The sequence below is a fragment of the Paenibacillus taichungensis genome, from assembly GCF_003287275.1.
GTDB lineage: Bacteria > Bacillota > Bacilli > Paenibacillales > Paenibacillaceae > Paenibacillus > Paenibacillus taichungensis_A.
Window position 1 is genome coordinate 69,364 of record NZ_QEVW01000022.1, and the last position, 19,061, is coordinate 88,424.

Genomic DNA, 19,061 nt, shown 5'->3' on the forward strand with positions numbered 1-19,061 from the left:
CTGTTATCCAGTAAATGTTGAGTTGAACATATCTAAATCGTTGTCACACACAAGAAAAGCAGGCCGTTAAGAAGAAATTCTCGGCCTGCTTTTTCGTTATATATCTTTATTTCATTATAGTAAATGCGTTATTAACCCCGATTGGTGATCCATTGCTCCGTAATTTCCAGCACCTTTTCACTACGTCCAATCGCCTCAGCCACCTGGTTCGAAGCCGTTCCGCCGTACACATTACGAGCATTTACAACCGCTTCTGGTTGCAGCACATCGTATATACGTTCATCGAACAACGGGGAGAACTGACGGAATTCATCGATGGTCAGATCCAGCAGATACTTGCCGTTCTGGATACAATACAATACTGTTTTCCCGATAACCTCATGTGCCTGACGGAAAGGCAAACCTTCGCCCACGAGGAAGTCCGCAATATCCGTAGCGTTCGAGAAATCCTGATTGACCGCTTGACGCATCCGACCCTTGTTAACCGTCATCGTTGCAATCATCGGAGCGAACAATTGAAGTGCGCCTTCCAGCGTCGCTACTGTGTCGAACATGCCTTCCTTATCTTCCTGCATGTCCTTGTTGTAAGCGAGCGGCAGAGATTTCAGTACTGTCAGCAAACCGATCAGGTTGCCGTACACACGTCCTGTTTTACCACGAACGAGTTCCGGTACGTCTGGATTTTTCTTCTGTGGCATAATGCTGCTGCCCGTGCAGAATGCATCATCCAGTTCAACAAAACCAAACTCCGTGCTGCTCCACAGAACCAGTTCTTCACTCAGACGAGACAAGTGAGTCATGATCAGCGAAGCGGCTGCCAGGAACTCCACGATAAAGTCACGGTCGCTTACTGCGTCCAGACTGTTCTCGTACACACCATCGAAGCCCAGTTGTTCCGCCACAAAATGACGATCAATTGGGAACGTTGTGCCTGCAAGCGCACCTGCACCCAGTGGCAGCACGTTAATGCGTTTGTAGCTATCCATCAGACGCTCTGCATCCCGTTGGAACATCGATACATACGCCATCAGGTGATGGGCGAACAGAATCGGTTGTGCACGTTGAAGATGCGTATACCCCGGTACAATCGTATCAAGATTGTCTTTGGCTTGTCCGATCAGCGCTTCCTGCAACGAATGCAGCATGCCAACAAACCCAACCACGCGCTCACGCAAGTACAAGTGCATATCCGTTGCCACTTGGTCATTCCGGCTGCGTCCTGTATGTAATTTGCCGCCCACAGGGCCGATGGTATCGATCAGGTTTTTCTCAATGTTCATGTGGATGTCTTCATCCGATACGGAGAATTCCACTTCGCCTGCACGGATTTTATGCAGAACTGTGATCAAACCTTCCTTGATCGTTTCTACATCCTCTGCTGGCAGAATGCCGCATTTGCCCAGCATTGTTACATGAGCCAGACTTCCTTGAATATCTTCCTCGGCTAAAGCTTTGTCAAAGTTGATTGACGCGGTATATTCCTCAACCAGGTGATTGGTTTGTTTGGTAAAACGTCCTCCCCACAGCTTGCTCACAGTGAGTACTCCCCTTTCGCTCATGGACAAAGCCGCTCCTGCCAGATGTGCAAGAACGGCCCGCCTTGTCAGTTATTATCGTGATGCTTTATATGCCTGATAAAATTAGTTTTTGTTTTGTTCCACACCGGAATTTACTTTCAAACGCAATGCATTCAGGCGGATAAAGCCCGTTGCATCCCCTTGATCGTATGCTTGTGTTGGATCAGCTTCCATTGTGGCAATGTCCGGGTTGTACAGGCTGACAGGGCTTTTCACGCCTGCGCCGATGATGTTGCCTTTATACAATTTCACTCGAACGGTACCTGTTACATTTTTCTGACTTTCGGTCACCAGCGCTTGCAGCGCCAGACGTTCCGGTGCGAACCAGAAGCCGTTGTAAACGAGTGTGCTGTAACGTGTGATCAGGCTATCACGCAGGTTCATGACTTCACGATCCATTGTGATGGATTCCATTTTGCGGTGTGCGGTGAACAGAATTGTTCCACCTGGTGTCTCGTATACGCCACGGCTCTTCATGCCGACGAAGCGGTTCTCTACCATGTCCACACGGCCGATACCATGCTTGCCACCCAGCTCATTCAATTGCTCCATCACTTGCAGCGGGCTCAAACGCTCACCATTCAGTGCAACACAGTCGCCTTGTTCAAATTCAAGTTCAACATATTCCGCTTGATCCGGTGCATCTTCAGGGGCGCTGCTGAGCAGGAACATATCTTTGTTCTCGTCCGCACTTGGATCGAACCAAGGATCTTCCAGCACGCCGCTCTCATAGCTGATATGCAGCAGGTTACGGTCTGTGGAGTAAGGTTTAGCCGTCGATGCGGTTACCGGAATGCCGTGTTTTTCAGCGTAAGCGATCATTTCGGCACGTCCCGGGAACTGGTTGCGGAACTCTTCCAGACGCCAAGGCGCGATGACTTGAATGTCTGGTGTCAGCGCAGCTGCGTTCAGCTCAAAACGAACCTGGTCATTTCCTTTACCCGTAGCGCCGTGAGCAATCGCTGTAGCGCCTTCTGCACGAGCGATATCCACCATACGTTTAGCGATCAGTGGACGTGCGATACTTGTACCGAGCAGGTATTGTCCTTCATAAAGGGCACCCGCCTGGAACATTGGATAGATGAAATCTTTCGCGAACTCGTCGCGCAGATCGTCGATATACACTTTGGAAGCGCCTGTAGCGAGAGCTTTTTCCTCAAGGCCGTCCAGTTCATCCTTTTGTCCGATATCCGCCGTAAATGCGATAATCTCCGCATCATATGTTTCTTTCAACCATTTCAAAATTACAGATGTGTCCAACCCGCCGGAATAAGCGAGTACGATTTTTTCCTTAGCCATGTTCGATGGTCCTCCCCAAGTTCAGTTGCTTAATCTATCATCGCGAAATCTGTGCCTAAAATCAACCCATTCAGGCAAACAGCATCTATTCACTCATTAACGCAGCCATCAATGCTTTCTGCGCATGCAGTCGGTTCTCCGCCTGATCAAAGATCAGGGAGTTTGGACCGTCAATTACTCCAGCACTCACTTCTTCTCCGCGGTGAGCTGGCAGGCAGTGCAGGAACATATAATCCGGCTTCGCGCCTTTCATCAGTTCCTCATCCACCTGATACGCAGCGAATGCTTGTTCACGAATCTTCTGTTCCTCTTCAAAACCCATGCTCGCCCATACATCCGTATACACGATATCCGCATCTTTCACAGCTTCCTGTGCACTGTACGTTACTGTCACCTGTGAGCCGCTTTCCTGTGCAATGCTGCGCGCCTGCTCTACGACTGCGCTATCAGGCTCATATCCTTCCGGAGTCGCTACTGCAACATGCATACCCATCTTCGCTGCACCAAGCATTAGGGAATGCGCCATGTTATTGCCGTCTCCGACATATGCCATTTTCAAACCTTCCAGCTTGCCTTTGTGCTCCAATACAGTTTGGAAGTCTGCGAGTACTTGGCATGGATGTGCTGCATCGCTCAGGCCGTTAATAACTGGAATATCCGCATGTTGGGCCAGTTCAGTCACATTATGGTGTCCAAAGGTACGAATCATGATGCCGTCCAGGTAACGTGACAAGACTTTGGCTGTATCATGTGTCGTTTCCCCGCGACCAAGTTGGATATCATTTTTGCTCAGGAAGAGCGCGTGTCCGCCCAATTGGAACATGCCAACTTCAAAGGATACACGAGTACGTGTAGATGATTTTTCAAAAATGAGTCCGATCGTTTTGCCTTGCAATGGCTGATACGGCACACCGTTTTTTTGTTTGCCTTTAATCTCAATCGCATGGTCCAGCAAATAGCGAATTTCCTCCGCTGTATAATCTGTAAATTCAATAAAATCACGGCCTCTTAGATCGACCTTCTGTACCTTCTCCGTCTGTTGCGCTTGTGTCATGTTCGTATTGTCCTCCTTATTTCCGGTTCCCTGCACCCGCATGGGCAGAAGAGTGTAGAAGGTTGAGATCTTGCCATCAGGCTTCTCACGTTCATCTTCTGCTAGTTTACCGCGCGGCTACAGGGATTCATGATTCATCATTTTGGTTCCGCTCGAGGCCCGCGAAGGCCCCAAGTCAGAAAGGTGGTATAAAGTCTTATTAAACGTTCTTCGCAGCTACATGCTCTTCAATCAACGTAGCTACCAAGGATACCGCCTGATCTATCTCTTCCTTGCTCACATACAAGTTTGGAAGCAGACGAATGACATTCGGCCCTGCGGATACAAAGAGAATGCCTCGTTTCTGACCAGCAAGCACGATGTCGCCTACTGCTTCAGCACATTCGATTCCAACAAGCAGCCCCATACCACGAACTTCTTTTACAAACGAATTACCAGCCAAACGCTCCCGCAGAGAGTTCATCAGGTATTCGCCCATTTCAGCTGCACGCTCAGGCAGGTGATCTTCGAGCATGGTTTCAATCGTTGCAATGACAACGGAGGAAGCAAGCGGTGTACCGCCAAATGTTGTTGCATGACTGCCCGCAGTAAACGCATCCTTCAGATAACCTTTACCCAGCATCGCACCTACAGGGAATCCACTACCAATACCTTTGGCTACCGTGAAAATGTCCGGCTCAATGCCATAATGCTCATGCGCGAACAGTTTGCCTGTACGTCCCATTCCGGTCTGTACTTCGTCTACAATCAGCAGCAATCCGTGCTCTTCACACAGTTTGCGAACGTGGTGGACAAAATCTGGTTTGACCGGATACACGCCGCCCTCAGCTTGGACCATCTCCAGCATGATCGCTGCTGTATTGGGTCCGATTGCCGCTTCGAGAGCCGCTGTGTCATGCAATGGTACGGTTACGAATCCGGCTGGCAATGGCAAAAATCCTTCTTTCACCTTATCCTGCCCAGTTGCTGTCAAAGTAGCGAGTGTCCGTCCGTGGAAGGATTGGGCAAATGTAATGACTTCGTACCGACCTGTGCCTTTGACCTTCTGGTGATAGCGACGCGCCAGTTTGATTGCCGCTTCATTCGCTTCTGCACCACTGTTACAGAAGAATACGGCGTCTGCGCACGTATTTGCTGTCAACAAAGCTGCCGCTTTTTCCTGACCGGGAATCTGGAACAGGTTGGAGACATGCCATAGCTCATCAATCTGAGCTTTCAGCTTGGCTCCGACTTTCTCCGGTGCATGGCCCAGACTCGTTACAGCCAACCCGCACATGAAATCAAGATAACGATTGCCCTGATCATCCCACAGCCAGCTGCCTTTACCTTTGACCAAACTAATTGGATAACGCGCATACGTTTGGAAAAGAGAGCTTTCCGTCTGTGCCGCTGCACCCGTCGCTGCTACGCCCGCTACTGCTGTGCCAGAACCTGGCTGTTCATTGCCTTTTGCCATCACCTATCACTCCTATTGGTTGGTGCAACGGCAATCATATAAGAGCTATAATTTACACTAGACCACTCCGATTGCAGGACCATCTTTTGAACGTACGCATACTCCACTTCGATGACAGAACAACCTTTCGATCGCTGTTATCCCCGGATTTTTTTGATTGATCCTTAAAGGGGAAAATCCGGGGATAAAGGCGCACGCTTCGCTTCTTCAGGTTATTTCTGTCCTCTACGTTATGCATTTTTATTCTTCAGATTGGTTCTGCACCCTACGTTATTGTGTGTGTAATATTAGATTTCTTATATAAAAAAGCGATGCACATATTTTTTTATTTACTATAAGACCATGAAGACACTAGCGCACTGAGAATAATTATTGCATACGGATAATTCGGGTTCCGATCGTTTCTCCGCCAAGCACACGGCTCAGAATCTGTGGTTCGCTGCCATCTACGATGATGACCTCACGCACTTTGCCGTGAATACAAGCGATGGCTGCACGAACCTTTGGAATCATGCCTCCATAGATTTCTCCGGTTTGGATCATATCCTCGATCTCCTGTACAGAGACGGATGGCAGCACTTTTTTCTCGCCACCTACATTCTTCATAATGCCAGGGACATCAGTCACTACGATCATCCGACTCACTCCGAGATGGGAAGCTACCGCACCTGCGGCTGTATCTGCGTTGATGTTATAACGCTGACCGGTTGCATCTACACCAACTGGTGCGATAACTGGCATATACCCCATATCCACAATACCTTGAATAATCGCTGCATTAACACCAGTTACGTCACCTACCCAACCAATCTCTGCATGGTTGCTAACCGGTTTTGCCTGGATCAGACCACCGTCCACACCCGACAATCCCAGCGCGTGTCCACCAACTCGTTGGATCAGGCGGACGATCTGTTTGTTAATACTTCCCGCAAGAACCATCTCTACAACATCCAGCACGGGTTCCGTTGTTTTACGCAATCCGTTCACAAACTCGGTCTCAATGCCCAGCTTCGCCAAATTATCCGAGATCGCAGGACCGCCGCCATGTACGATGACAGGCTGTGTTCCCTTGGACTGCAAATCACGCAGATCTGCAAAAAAGGATTCAGGCAACGCCGCCAGCGTGCTGCCTCCGCATTTCATTACAAACGTCTGCTTCTCGGCACCTGCCTCTGTTCCGATACTCTCATTTTGCAATGTTGAATTCATGAGGGCACTCCTTTCAATTCAAATGTTTTAACGAGATTAACACTTCATTGATGCAATATTCTTCGGCTGACGTTCCGAATCCGGATCGTTCTTTCGATCGCTGTTGTCTCCAAGTTTTTTGGATTCCCCTTCTCTAAGGGGAAAAACTCGGAGACAAAGGCGAACGCTACGCTCCTACAGAATCGATTCCGCCTTCTCCACTACCTTCGCAGTTATCAGCCACCAAAGAAAGTTCAATCCTTATACATTTTCTATATATTTACGAAACAGCTCTCATAGGGAAGCTGTTTCGTAAATGCAAAATACTTATTACGTGCGGTATGCCGCGTTAATTCGTACATAGTCGTACGTCAGGTCACAGCCCCAAGCAATGGCTGTTCCGTCGCCGTGGTGCAGATCGACTACAATACGTACAGTATCGGTCTGCAAGTAGGCCAGCGCCGCTTCTTCGTCGAATACGACTGGACGGGATTGTTCAAGTACAGAGATGTCACCCAGACGGATATCAACGGTCTCCGGGTTCACCGGCTGTCCTGCACGCCCTACAGCTGCAATGATTCGTCCCCAGTTGGCATCCGCGCCAAACATGGCGGATTTCACCAGGCTGGACCCAATGACGGTCTTAGCAATAGCTTGCGCGGATTCATCACTTACAGCACCCGTTACCTGTACTTCTACCAGCTTGGTTGCTCCTTCGCCATCACGCGCAATGGCTTTGGCAAGGACCTCACACACATAAGTAAATCCGGCAGCAAAAGCATCCCAATCCGGATGTTCCACGCTCAGTTCTTCGTTACCTGCCAGACCGCTGGACATTGCTACCAGCATGTCGTTCGTGCTCGTATCTCCATCCACTGTAATCATGTTAAATGTATGATTGGTCGCCTGACGCAGCAGGCGCTGCAACGCTTCTGCACCAATGACCGCATCAGAAGTCATAAAGGCCAGCATGGTCGCCATATTCGGATGAATCATCCCCGATCCCTTGGCGGCACCTGCAATTGTAATCGTTTTGCCGTTCACCTCAACGGAGACGCAGGCTTCTTTTTTCACCAAATCGGTTGTCAGGATAGCCTGGGAGAACTGTTCAGCCTCATTCACTTCGCCACCCAAATGAGCCGGAAGTGCGGTAATTCCCGAGTGTACAGCGTCCATCTTCAGCAATTCACCAATGACACCTGTGGAAGCGACAGCAACATCCTCTTCTGCTACTCCCAATTCACGTGCAGCCGCCGTACGCATGGCGTAGGCATCCTCTTCACCTTGTTGTCCAGTACATGCATTGGCATTCCCGCTATTCACGATGACTGCCTGAAGGCGTCCATTGCTCAAGCTCTCACGTGTGACTTTCAGAGGTGCGGCTTGGAATACGTTCGTTGTATACACCGCAGCTGCAGTTGCCGGCACGTCACAGCGGATCGCTCCGATGTCGTTACGAGACGTTTTTTTCAATCCGCAGTGCAATCCACCAGCAGTGAACCCGCGCGGGGTTACAATCGTTCCGTTCTCAACTATAGTAAAAGCCTTTTGCTCCACATTGGTTCCCATATGTTATCCCCCGTTATGCGTTCGGCTGCATGCCGATTGTCCGCTTGCTTTGCCTGATCCGTCTTCCCCACATGGTTTCGAGAGCACGTCTAAGCGCACTCCCAATGATTCAAACCTTATGGATATACCGGCGTCATGTTCAGCCCGAGGTTCTCCTCCCATCCCATCATCAGGTTCATATTTTGAATGGCTTGCCCGGATGCACCTTTTACCAGGTTGTCGATGACCGAAATAATCGTCAAACGACCTGTACGAGGGTCAGCCGCAAATCCGATATCACAATAGTTCGATCCGTACACTTCCTTCGTTGAAGGCCAGATCCCCGGCTCACGTACACGCACGAACGGACGATTTTCATAATATTTGCGGTACAGATCAACGATTTCACGGTCACTGTGCTCACCAGTTAAATTGGCATACATCGTACTCATAATTCCACGCGTCATCGGCACCAGTTGAGTTGTGAACGTTACTGTTACCGGAGTTCCAGTGATATTCCCCAACACTTGCTCAATTTCGGGAATATGCTGATGTTTGTTCAGTTTATATGCTTTGAAATTCTCATTCATTTCTGCATAATGATACGCCAGAGCCGTTCCCCGCCCCGCACCCGATACGCCGGATTTGGCATCAATGATGATACTGGAAGGATCAATCCATCCCGCTTCAACAGCTGGAATTAATCCGAGTAACGTAGCCGTTGGGTAGCAGCCTGGGTTGGAAATAAAGTTCTTGCCTTTCACTTCGTCGCCATACACCTCTGCCATGCCGTATACCGCCTGTTCCAGCAATGAAGCAGATGGTGCCGGATGTTTATACCACTCTTCATAAACCGTTCCATCCTTGAGTCTGAAATCTCCAGACAGATCAATGACCTTAAGACCTGCTTCAAGCAGGCTCGGAACGAGCTTCGCGCTTACACCAGACGGGGTTGCTGTGAACACCAGATCTGCACGACTTGCGATCTCAGCCGGGTCTACGCCGTCGAGTGGCCTCTGAATCACGTCCGTCAAATGCGGGAATCCATCTGCGATGGACTCACCACTGCTGGATGAAGAGATTACCGAAGTAATTTCAACCTGCGGATGGTTCTGGAAAAAACGAATCAGCTCCACCCCGCCGTAGCCGGTGGAACCGACGATTGCCACTTTTAATTTGTTATTCACTCTCGCTCCCCCAATCTTTTCGTATGCGCTACTTATACTGTCCTCTTGCTCCCAATGAGCTTTCATACAGCAATTCCGTCGCTTCTATGCATATTTGTGTATTATTATACGACTCTAGTTATATAAATACAACACTCTATCATCAATTTTACATGGATTCTCATCGCTTCCGAACATATCTTTCCAACATCTGCGGACGAACCCGTATACTTCTGCTAAAATACGTATTATAGGAAACATTACAATCAGGGTCTATTTCATAATCAATCTACACGTTGAAGGGTTTATGAATGGATTCATGATGGTCATTATGAGACATGGGGGACTACAGTGCATATCGAATCCATTTTACTTGTTGTACTCCTGGGCCTGAATATTATTTTCGCAGCAGCGGTCGTTTTCTTCGAACGAAAGGATGCCAGTGCATCCTGGGCTTGGCTGCTCGTCTTGAACTTTATTCCGGTGTTCGGGTTTGTACTCTACTTATTAACAGGGCAAAACCTGACGCGCTACCGACTTTTCCAGTGGAAAGAGCGCAAGAAGCTTGGGCTTGAAAAACGTATTGCTGCCCAGCTTGAGCAACTGCAAGACAATCGAACACCGTTCCGTAATCAGGCGACAGAGAGTAGTCAGGACATGATTTATATGAACCTGAAGCAAAACGATGCTCTATTGACCGAAGACAATGCGGTCGAGATTATTACCGACGGAACAGATAAATTTCAGCGGTTGCTCGATGATATCGAGGCAGCGAAAGATCATGTTCATGTGCAATACTACATTTATAGAGGCGACCGACTCGGCAAAAGAATCCGGGATGCACTTATTCGTAAAGCACGCGAAGGTGTCAAAGTTCGTCTGCTGTATGACGCGCTGGGATCACGGCGGGTATCCAAACGCTTTTTCAAAGAATTGCGCGAAGCAGGCGGTTTGGTTGAGGTCTTTTTCCCATCCAAATTTAGTCTGATTAACCTGCGTATGAACTACCGAAATCATCGTAAAATCGTCATCATTGATGGCAATCTTGGATATACAGGCGGGTTTAATGTAGGGGATGAATATCTCGGCTTGAATTCCAAGTTCGGTTACTGGCGCGATACTCATTTGCGTATTCAGGGTAATGCTGTTCATGCTCTTCAGACCCGTTTTCTTCTCGATTGGAATGAAGCGTCCAAGCAGCACGATACCCCATATGTTCCGGCACATTTCCCGCATATTGAGGGCACAGGAACAACTGCCATGCAGATTGTATCCAGCGGACCGGATGCAGAGACAGAGCATATCAAGAACAGTTATCTGAAAATGATTAATGGAGCCAAACATTCGATTCTGATTCAGACGCCTTACTTTATTCCAGATGCCAGTGTATTCGAAGCCATTCGTCTTGCGTGCCTGTCAGGAATTGATGTTCGCATTATGATTCCAAATAAGCCGGATCACGCCTTTGTATATTGGGCTACGCTATCTTATATCGGTGAGTTGTTAAAGGTGGGAGCAACCGTGTTTATCTACGATAACGGCTTTATTCATGCCAAAACGCTCATTATCGACAGTATGGTCGCATCTGTGGGAACCGCTAATATTGATTACCGCAGCTTCCGATTAAACTTTGAAGTCAATGCATTTATGTATGACGAGGCGATTGCGACTACTCTTGTGCAGACGTTTGAGCATGATCTGCTTGTATCCCGTGAGATGACGCTGGAGGAATATAATAAACGCAGTGTGAAGATCCGCTTCAAAGAAGCAATCTCTCGTCTGCTGTCTCCAATTCTCTAGATACAGTAGTAATAGAAGGATTATCAGTCAAAAGAAAAACAAAAAGCAGGTGCTTCCTTTCCAGCCAGGTCTGGTGGAGGAGTACCTGCTTTTTTTGATTATAAATTTACTTTCTTCTTATAAGTTAACGAATGACCACTACACTGCTCTCCTTTATCATGTGAATGTGAATGTTAAGTTTGATTTATAGAGTGCCTACTCGCTGTACCTTACAATTCCCCACGCTTGAAGCCTTCGCCCAGCACTTCATGCGCATTGCTAATAATGACAAAAGCCCCCGGGTCTACGGACCGAATCAAAGCTTTCAGTCTAGGCACCTCATTCTGTCCCACAACCACCATTAGTACAGTGCGCTGATCGTCGGTGTAACCACCTTTTGCCTCCAGCTTCGTCAGTCCGCGATCCAGATCATCCAGAATCACCTTCGTAATCGGTTCGGTCTGGTTGGAAATAATATAAGCAACCTTCGAGTTACCAAGCCCCATCTCGACGGCATCAATGACTTTACCGGTAACGTATAATCCGATTAGAGCAAAGAGTGACTGTTCCAATGACAATACAAAGGCAGCCATAATAATGACCGTAGCATCCATCATCACAACGCAAAGAGAGTAACTTAGTCCACTATATTTTTGTACGATCCTGGCCAGAATGCTCATGCCCCCTGTTGAACCTCTACCCCGGTATACGATCCCAATCCCGAGCCCCACCCCAATTCCTCCATAGAGTGAACCGAGCAGCGGATTCGTTGTTGGAACGGTCCAGTCTTTCGTGAGGTATACAAACAGTGGCAGTACAATGCTGCCGAGAACAGAACGTATGCCATACTGCTTGCCAATCAGGAGAAAACCCGCAATCAGAAGCGGAATATTAATAGCCCACTGGGTATATGCCGGCTCAAGTCCCAGCCAATGTTTGCCCAATATCGATAATCCGGATACCCCACCTGAAGCAATCTGATTCGGAAGTAAAAATAAATTAAAGGCCATGGCAATCAAAAACGAACCTAAAATAATGGATACGGTATCTACAACGTTTCTCCATGGGCCGTTCAGGGGAATGAGCGTGGTTAGCCTCTTCTTGCGGTTATTGTGTAACTGCTGTTGCTGTTGCATGTCATCTTGCTCTCCTTTTTTTTGTATATATGCTCAAAAAAAAGCCCCTGTATACACCCAGCATACGCCTACACGTATCGGGTCTATACAGGAACTTTTGATTAATCGGTATCTACTTTAATCTGGCTGCGCAAATAACCATCGATGAATCCATCGAGGTCGCCATCCATTACTGCTCCTGTGTTTCCAGTCTCCACGCTCGTACGGTGATCCTTTACCATACTATAGGGATGGAACACATAGGACCGAATCTGGCTACCCCACGCAATATCCGACTGTTCTCCTCGGATTTCGTCCAGCTGTTGTTTTTGTTCTTCAATTTTACGTTCATACAATTTGGAACGAAGCATCGTCATCGCTCGTTCACGGTTCTTGATCTGTGACCGTTCATTCTGACACGTTACAACCACACCTGTTGGTAAGTGAGTAATCCGTACAGCTGAGTCGGTGGTATTGATATGCTGTCCACCCGCACCGCTCGCACGGTACGTATCGATCTTGAGATCTTCTGTTCGAATATCCAATTCAATCGTGTCATCAATCTCAGGAACCACATCACAGGATACGAAGGAAGTATGCCTGCGTCCGGAGGAGTCAAATGGTGAGATCCGCACCAATCGGTGGACACCCTTTTCGGCTTTCAGATACCCATAAGCATTGTGCCCCTTGATGGATAGCGTGACACTCTTGATTCCTGCTTCATCTCCTGCCAGATAATCCAGCACTTCAACCTTGAAGCCACGCTTCTCGGCCCAGCGTGTATACATCCGCATCAGCATCTGTCCCCAGTCCTGTGACTCGGTACCGCCAGCACCTGGGTGAAGCTCAAGAATGGCATTCATCTTGTCATACGGCTGATTCAGGAGAAGCTGTAGCTCAAACTCTTCTACCTTGCTCACAATGGCTGTCACGCTGTTACCGATCTCCACAGCCAGATCATCATCGCCTTCTTCGTCAGCCAGTTCTGCCATCATGACCGCATCATCATAATCCTGCTGCAGCTTGGTATATTGGTCCACAGATCCCTTCACCGCGTTAAGCTCGGCGATTAAGGATTGTGCCTTATCATTATCATCCCAGAAATCCGGGGCGGACATCTTCACTTCGAAGTTCTCAATCATCTCTTGCTTAAGATCTAAGTCAAAGAGACCCCCTAAGATTTGTTAGTTTCTTGCCTATTTCACGCAGGTCCTGCTTCACGCTTGGATCGATCATGTGCAATTCCTCTTTTCATTAAGATAAGCTCCCCGCATCCAGGGTATTCCTCCAGATCAAGTATCCAATGCTTCACCATGGAGTCTCGATCACCTTTATATCGGCAATCCTCTTCTCCTTGATCATGGTCACATAGTTATAACTATGCACCAATTACAGGTTATGCATCCTTCATTTGATCATTTGAAATACCCGGCTGCAAGGAGCCGTTCATGTCATTCTATTTAAGTTGAGCCAAAGAATATTTACACTTGCCACTCCGATGACAGAACAACCTTCCGATCGCTGTTATCCCCAGATTTTTTGATTTCCTTTTTCAAAGGTGAAAATCCGGGGATAAAGGCGAACGCTATGCTTCTCCAGCTTATTTCTGTCCTCTACGTTCTCGTGTAAATGTATAGTTCAACTTATATATAAGAGAGTCGTTTAACTACTCTTGACCGTGGCAGTGTTTAAACTTTTTGCCGCTGCCACATGGACAAGCATCGTTGCGTCCGATTTGGTCAGACACTTTTACCGGACGTTTCTCCGTAGGCTCGCCGCTTGTCGAGATCTGGCTTTCGTCAACAACCGCTTGACGCTCCTGATTGCTCTCGATTTGTGCTCTCATCACATAAGTTGCCACTTCTTCCTGAATCGAAGCAATCATCTGATGGAACATTTCGAAGCCTTCGAACTGGTACTCACGCAGTGGATCTGTACCGCCGTAGGCACGAAGGTGGATACCTTGACGCAATTGATCCATCGCATCAATATGATCCATCCATTTGCTATCTACTGCACGAAGCACAACCACTTTCTCGAACTCACGAACCATCTCTTCACCGATTCGCTCTTCACGTGCATTGTACTTGTTCTGAACTTTCTCAAACAGGTAGTCGATAATCTCTTCTGCTTCTTTGCCCCACAGATCATCTTTCGTTACTGAGCCTTCATCCAGCAATTTGCTGTTCATGTAGTCTGCAACTTCCTGCAGTTCCCAGTTTTCCGGAATGTCATCACTGCAATGAGCTTCAACGATACGTTCAATGGAAGGCTTGATCATATCCATAACAATCTGTTTGATATTCTCGGACTCAAGCACCTCGCGGCGCTGTTTATATATAATTTCACGTTGTTGGTTCATGACATCATCATATTGGAGAACGACTTTACGTACGTCAAAGTTATTACCTTCAACCCGTTTTTGTGCCGACTCTACCGCACGGGTAATCATCCGGCTCTCAATCGGTTGGTCTTCTTCAAAACCTAGACGCTCCATCATGTTCAATACATTGTCTGCACCGAAACGTCTCATCAGTTCATCACCAAGTGACAGGTAGAACTGTGTAGAACCCGGGTCACCCTGACGTCCTGCACGTCCACGCAGCTGGTTATCAATTCGGCGGGATTCGTGACGCTCTGTACCGATGATATGAAGGCCGCCAACTTCAGCTACACCTTCGCCCAGGATAATATCCGTACCCCGTCCAGCCATGTTGGTTGCAATCGTTACTGCACCCGCTTGTCCAGCTCCAGTGATTATCTCTGCTTCTTCAGCGTGATATTTGGCGTTCAATACCTGGTGACGGACACCACGGCGTTTCAGCATATCGGAAATACGCTCGGAGTTTTCAATGGAAACCGTACCAACCAGAACCGGCTGGTTCTTGCTGTGACGTGCCACGATTTCTTCCACAACCGCTTTGAACTTGCCATCGATGCTCTTGTACACCACATCAGCCATATCATCCCGTTTGTTTGGACGGTTGGTTGGAATTTGCAATACTTCGAGACCGTAGATTTTTTTGAATTCTTCTTCCTCGGTCTTCGCTGTACCCGTCATTCCCGCAAGCTTACGGTACATCCGGAAATAGTTCTGGAATGTAATCGTAGCAAGTGTCATGCTCTCGTTCTGTACTTCAATGCCTTCTTTGGCTTCAATCGCTTGGTGCAATCCATCGCTATAACGACGTCCTGCCATCAGACGGCCTGTGAACTCATCGACGATCAGTACTTCTTCATCACTCACCACATAGTCAACGTCACGACGCATGATTACGTTGGCTTTCAATCCCTGTACAATGTGATGGTTGAGCGTAACGTTGGCATGATCATACAAGTTTTCGATACCAAATGCTTTCTCAGCTTTCGCCACACCAGCTTCAGTCAGCGCTACGGATTTCACTTTGATATCCACCGTAAAGTCTTCTTCTGGAACCAGACGTTTCACGAAACGGTCAGCTGCATAGTACAGATCCGTGGATTTCTGAGCTTGTCCGGAAATGATCAGAGGTGTACGTGCCTCATCGACCAGAATGGAATCCACTTCATCAATGATACAGAAGAACAATGGACGTTGTACCATCTGCTCTTTGTACAACACCATGTTGTCACGCAGATAGTCAAAGCCAAATTCATTATTCGTTCCGTACGTAATGTCACATGCATAAGCATGTTGTTTCAAAGCATGGTCCATACCGCTCAGGTTAACCCCTACCGTCATGCCCATGAATTCATAAATTTGTCCCATTTCCTGGCTATCCCGTTGAGCCAAATAATCATTGACTGTTACCACGTGTACACCTTTGGACATCAATGCATTCAGGTATACCGGGAGTGTTCCTACCAGTGTCTTACCTTCACCCGTTTTCATCTCTGAGATCCGGCCTTCATGAAGGGCAATGCCTCCGAGCATCTGTACGTCATAGTGACGTTTGCCCAGTACACGGCGAGATGCCTCACGTACGGTTGCAAATGCCTCAGGAAGAAGTTCATCTGTTGTTTCTCCCTTTTCAATGCGGGCACGGAATTCCTCCGTTTTGGATTTCAGTTGTTCATCAGACAGAGCCTGAAATTGTGGTTCCAGTTTATTGATCACATCGACTGTCTTCATCAGACGTTTAACATCACGTTCGTTCATGTCGCCGAAGATCTTTTTGACAAGTCCTAGCATGGTATACCCCTTTCGTGCAAAACAGAATAGACCCCCTGCTGCCGCCGCGCGACACCATCGGATGGATATGTATCCACTTGCCCGGGGGTGACAAACGATATAATTTGAGCTTACTGAAAGTTACACTCCATTACTCAGCTGGCAGAATGTCCTTCCGATCGCTGTTATCCCCCAATTTCTTTAACTCCTTCTCAGAGGTAGAAATTTGGGGATAAAGGCGAACGCTTCGCTTCTACAGGTCATTTCTGCCTTCTTCGTTATCCGTGTAAAAATCAAATTCAAATTATATGAAAAATAATAATATAAGATGAATCAACTCCAGGCTTGCCAAGGTTCCTCATGAAGCTGATTCGGTATTCAACCGGATCCGGTTATTAGAAATAAGCCGAATACCGAGCCTTATGAATCATGTTCATGGTGCTGTGCCTGTCATTGATTATGATTAGCGATCATTCGTTGACAATTCCTCATCAGGACAATGATTCTCTTGCATAAATTGTAACAGTTTGTAAGGGTCGCCGCAACACGCCACGGCACACTTCTTTGAACTTCTGAAGCCTCTCCGATGGAGTTTAAGTGCAAAAAATCATAGTCGTTAGCGGAAGCCCTGGATTCTATCGTTTCATTTTCCAGTTAGATAAGGCATGTTAACGAATTTCGGTGGTAAATTTGGATGAAAATCTCAATATAGAGAAAAAGAATACATCTTTAACGACTTCTCCGTGAGCACTGAAAATTTATCATTCACTTTGCACGGATTGGTCTCATTCCTACTATCTATTAGACGCAGTAACATGGGAAATAGTTTCACAATCTTGCTTCAGCGACTTTTTTCCAGCCCATCCACGCACAAAAGAGCCCCATCCCGTAAAGGATGGAGGCTCTTGTTAGTTTAATCCAATACAGGAATCGAAAGTATCCCTGTCTTCATTCGTTATCATTAAGGAATCATTTTTCATTTCATTGGTTCAACCTTGTTCAATCAAACCGTATTTTCCATCGTTCCGTTTGTACACCACGCTGACTTCTTCGTTCTCAATGTTGGAGAATACGAAGAAATTGTGGCCGACCATGTTCATTTGGAGGATAGCCTCTTCCACGTCCATTGGTTTCAACATAAACCGTTTCGTCCGCACCACTTCCAAGTCATCATCTTCGGTTTCCGAATCCAGTTCAGCGGTAGCCACTGTACCTGTCGGATCTTCGACGAAGAGCGTTTTCAGGCTGCCTTCCTGGCGGAACTTACGGTTAATTTTCGTTTTGTGTTTACGGATCTGACGTTCCAGCTTGTCTACCACGGAGTCAATGGAAGCGTACATATCGTCACTTTCATCCTCAGCGCGGAGCACAAAGCCTTTCAAAGGGATCGTCACCTCTACTGTATGCAAGCCTCTCGTTGTGCTTAGGGTAACAGCACCGTCAGAGTTAAGGGGTGCATCGAAATACTTCTCGAGTCTACTCAACTTTTTGTCGACATAATCCTTCAAAGCATCGGTAACCTCGATTTGTTGACCTCGAATACTTAAATTCATAGGGCACTCCTCCTTTTCCTTTGCCACTTCATTATAACACGAATGTAAGCGCCATGTAAAAACTCCCGGTGACCGAATAATGACATCTGTTCAAGCCACATCACCCAACATAGGCTTACCGCCATATTTCGCGATATTTCACCATTTTGAGGCATAATCGTTAATTACATGGATGGTCTTATTAGGCGCTTGATGATGTAATTAACCGTTTCCGAGCTTCTTTAATCTGTTATGTAAAATGAATTCAAATCTCTTTTATCACTTGAATAATTACAATTTCATTAAAATTTGAATCAGACACGGATTAGGACTGCCCCAATACTTTCTCGGTTACTCCTTTCGCACCCGAACCAACCTAGTAAACTCTTACTAGTGACTTACTAAACATGCCAAGAAATATGACTTTGTTTGTGGACAGACTAAAAATGAAAACCCGTAAAAGAGGAGCTTTCCTATGTCCTCTTTTACGGATTTGCAGTTACAATCTAACTATCTTCATATATTAGACTCTATTCACCCTGGACGATGTAGGGTGCCACCGTTACTTTAGTGGTTGCTCCAGCAATGTAACCTCTTTTGCTGCATAACGCACTTCATAGATTCCTGCTGCCAAGTCTGTGATTTTGGTACGCACAACTTGCATCCAGTCATTCTGCGAATCTTTCAAGCGGTACTCCATATCTCCTGTTACACCTGTGATTGCCCATCTTCCCCTAGTTCAGTCACAGCTGTTGAATCCAGATCAACTGGCGCTGTTTGATCTTAGTCTTGGCTTGCCGCTTTAACTTCTACTGTATATTTCAGTGCTTCTCCCTGGGCCTTGAATCCAGTACCTTGTTGAGCAGCATAGATCGTAATCGTATAGATTCCCACCGCTGCATCATCTTTAGCTGCTACTGTCAGGTTAATTTTCCGAGTTGTTTCTGCTTCAAATCCCACGGTATGTGCCATACCACTGGACTGTCTCAAGCCATAGAACAAACTATTTCCGCCCACTGGTTGCGCCAGTATAGTTTTAAAGCTATCGAATCCTGCGATTCCAAAATCTGCTTTTTCACGGTTGGTATCTGGAATGGTATCCAAAGTACCACCGTCCGTTTGCAACGTAATAAAATCAAACACATCATTAAATGGCAACACGGTGCCTTGATCATCTTTCAGTTGTAACGCTAGATA

14 protein-coding genes are annotated in these 19,061 nt (G+C 47.1%); 1 reads left to right on the forward strand and 13 read right to left on the reverse strand.

What is annotated here, in order from left to right; genetic code table 11:
- Positions 1-131: 131 nt before the first annotated feature.
- The 7 genes from argH to argC all read right to left on the reverse strand — a co-directional run bounded on the left by argH (position 132) and on the right by argC (position 9,309).
- Positions 132-1,535 carry an argininosuccinate lyase gene (gene argH / locus DC345_RS26690; protein WP_053779582.1) on the reverse strand — a complete coding sequence of 468 codons (1,404 nt, stop codon included), beginning with the start codon at positions 1,533-1,535 and terminating at the stop codon, positions 132-134.
- 105 nt (positions 1,536-1,640) lie between these two features.
- Entirely contained in the window at positions 1,641-2,876 is a 1,236-nt protein-coding gene (locus DC345_RS26695; RefSeq protein WP_113055791.1) for an argininosuccinate synthase, read from the reverse strand.
- 85 nt (positions 2,877-2,961) lie between these two features.
- Positions 2,962-3,930: an ornithine carbamoyltransferase gene (gene argF / locus DC345_RS26700; protein WP_113055792.1), complete on the reverse strand. Its 969-nt coding sequence runs from the start codon at positions 3,928-3,930 to the stop codon at positions 2,962-2,964.
- Positions 3,931-4,129: 199 nt separating this feature from the next.
- Positions 4,130-5,386 (reverse strand): acetylornithine transaminase, encoded by a 1,257-nt coding sequence (locus DC345_RS26705; protein WP_113055793.1) that lies wholly within the window; start codon positions 5,384-5,386, stop codon positions 4,130-4,132.
- A 369-nt stretch (positions 5,387-5,755) separates the two neighbouring features.
- A complete protein-coding gene (gene argB, locus DC345_RS26710) occupies positions 5,756-6,595 on the reverse strand; it encodes an acetylglutamate kinase (protein ID WP_113055794.1) in 840 nt (279 codons plus the stop codon).
- A 309-nt stretch (positions 6,596-6,904) separates the two neighbouring features.
- Positions 6,905-8,143: a bifunctional glutamate N-acetyltransferase/amino-acid acetyltransferase ArgJ gene (argJ, locus tag DC345_RS26715; RefSeq protein ID WP_113055795.1), complete on the reverse strand. Its 1,239-nt coding sequence runs from the start codon at positions 8,141-8,143 to the stop codon at positions 6,905-6,907.
- A 116-nt stretch (positions 8,144-8,259) separates the two neighbouring features.
- Positions 8,260-9,309, reverse strand: coding sequence for an N-acetyl-gamma-glutamyl-phosphate reductase (gene argC / locus DC345_RS26720; RefSeq protein ID WP_110000868.1), 1,050 nt, complete (start codon positions 9,307-9,309; stop codon positions 8,260-8,262).
- A gap of 330 nt (positions 9,310-9,639) precedes the next feature.
- Here argC and cls point away from each other — a divergent pair, with 330 nt between their 5' ends.
- The gene (gene cls / locus DC345_RS26725) at positions 9,640-11,088 is read left to right on the forward strand and encodes a cardiolipin synthase (protein WP_113055796.1); all 1,449 of its coding nucleotides are present in this window, start codon (positions 9,640-9,642) and stop codon (positions 11,086-11,088) included.
- 209 nt (positions 11,089-11,297) lie between these two features.
- On the opposite strand, the gene DC345_RS26730 is transcribed toward cls, so the two are convergent.
- From DC345_RS26730 to DC345_RS31875, 6 genes are all read right to left on the reverse strand, one after another.
- On the reverse strand, positions 11,298-12,203 hold the full coding sequence (locus tag DC345_RS26730; protein ID WP_113055797.1) for a YitT family protein: 906 nt from the start codon (positions 12,201-12,203) through the stop codon (positions 11,298-11,300).
- A 101-nt stretch (positions 12,204-12,304) separates the two neighbouring features.
- A protein-coding gene (gene prfB / locus DC345_RS26735; protein WP_099859210.1) for a peptide chain release factor 2 occupies positions 12,305-13,418 on the reverse strand; the annotation gives its coding sequence in 2 pieces (ribosomal slippage) (positions 12,305-13,345 and positions 13,347-13,418; 1,113 coding nt in all).
- A gap of 430 nt (positions 13,419-13,848) precedes the next feature.
- Positions 13,849-16,353: a preprotein translocase subunit SecA gene (gene secA, locus DC345_RS26740; protein WP_113055798.1), complete on the reverse strand. Its 2,505-nt coding sequence runs from the start codon at positions 16,351-16,353 to the stop codon at positions 13,849-13,851.
- A 968-nt stretch (positions 16,354-17,321) separates the two neighbouring features.
- Entirely contained in the window at positions 17,322-17,885 is a 564-nt protein-coding gene (gene hpf, locus DC345_RS26745) for a ribosome hibernation-promoting factor, HPF/YfiA family (RefSeq protein ID WP_113055799.1), read from the reverse strand.
- 541 nt (positions 17,886-18,426) lie between these two features.
- Positions 18,427-18,564: a hypothetical protein gene (locus tag DC345_RS31870; protein WP_181586745.1), complete on the reverse strand. Its 138-nt coding sequence runs from the start codon at positions 18,562-18,564 to the stop codon at positions 18,427-18,429.
- 83 nt (positions 18,565-18,647) lie between these two features.
- A partial coding sequence (locus DC345_RS31875) for a hypothetical protein (RefSeq protein ID WP_181586746.1) occupies positions 18,648-19,061 on the reverse strand: 414 nt, incomplete at its 5' end.

Bases quoted from the DNA above. Each gene is read 5' to 3' on its own strand.
- DC345_RS26695 (WP_113055791.1), bottom strand. From the start codon at position 2,876: ATGGCTAAGGAAAAAATCGTACTCGCTTATTCCGGCGGGTTGGACACA.
- argJ (WP_113055795.1), bottom strand. From the start codon at position 8,143: ATGGGAACCAATGTGGAGCAAAAGGCTTTTACTATAGTTGAGAACGGA.
- DC345_RS26705 (WP_113055793.1), bottom strand. From the start codon at position 5,386: ATGGCAAAAGGCAATGAACAGCCAGGTTCTGGCACAGCAGTAGCGGGC.
- secA (WP_113055798.1), bottom strand. From the start codon at position 16,353: ATGCTAGGACTTGTCAAAAAGATCTTCGGCGACATGAACGAACGTGAT.
- argF (WP_113055792.1), bottom strand. From the start codon at position 3,930: ATGACACAAGCGCAACAGACGGAGAAGGTACAGAAGGTCGATCTAAGA.
- argB (WP_113055794.1), bottom strand. From the start codon at position 6,595: ATGAATTCAACATTGCAAAATGAGAGTATCGGAACAGAGGCAGGTGCC.
- DC345_RS31870 (WP_181586745.1), bottom strand. From the start codon at position 18,564: ATGGAGTACCGCTTGAAAGATTCGCAGAATGACTGGATGCAAGTTGTG.
- DC345_RS26730 (WP_113055797.1), bottom strand. From the start codon at position 12,203: ATGCAACAGCAACAGCAGTTACACAATAACCGCAAGAAGAGGCTAACC.
- hpf (WP_113055799.1), bottom strand. From the start codon at position 17,885: ATGAATTTAAGTATTCGAGGTCAACAAATCGAGGTTACCGATGCTTTG.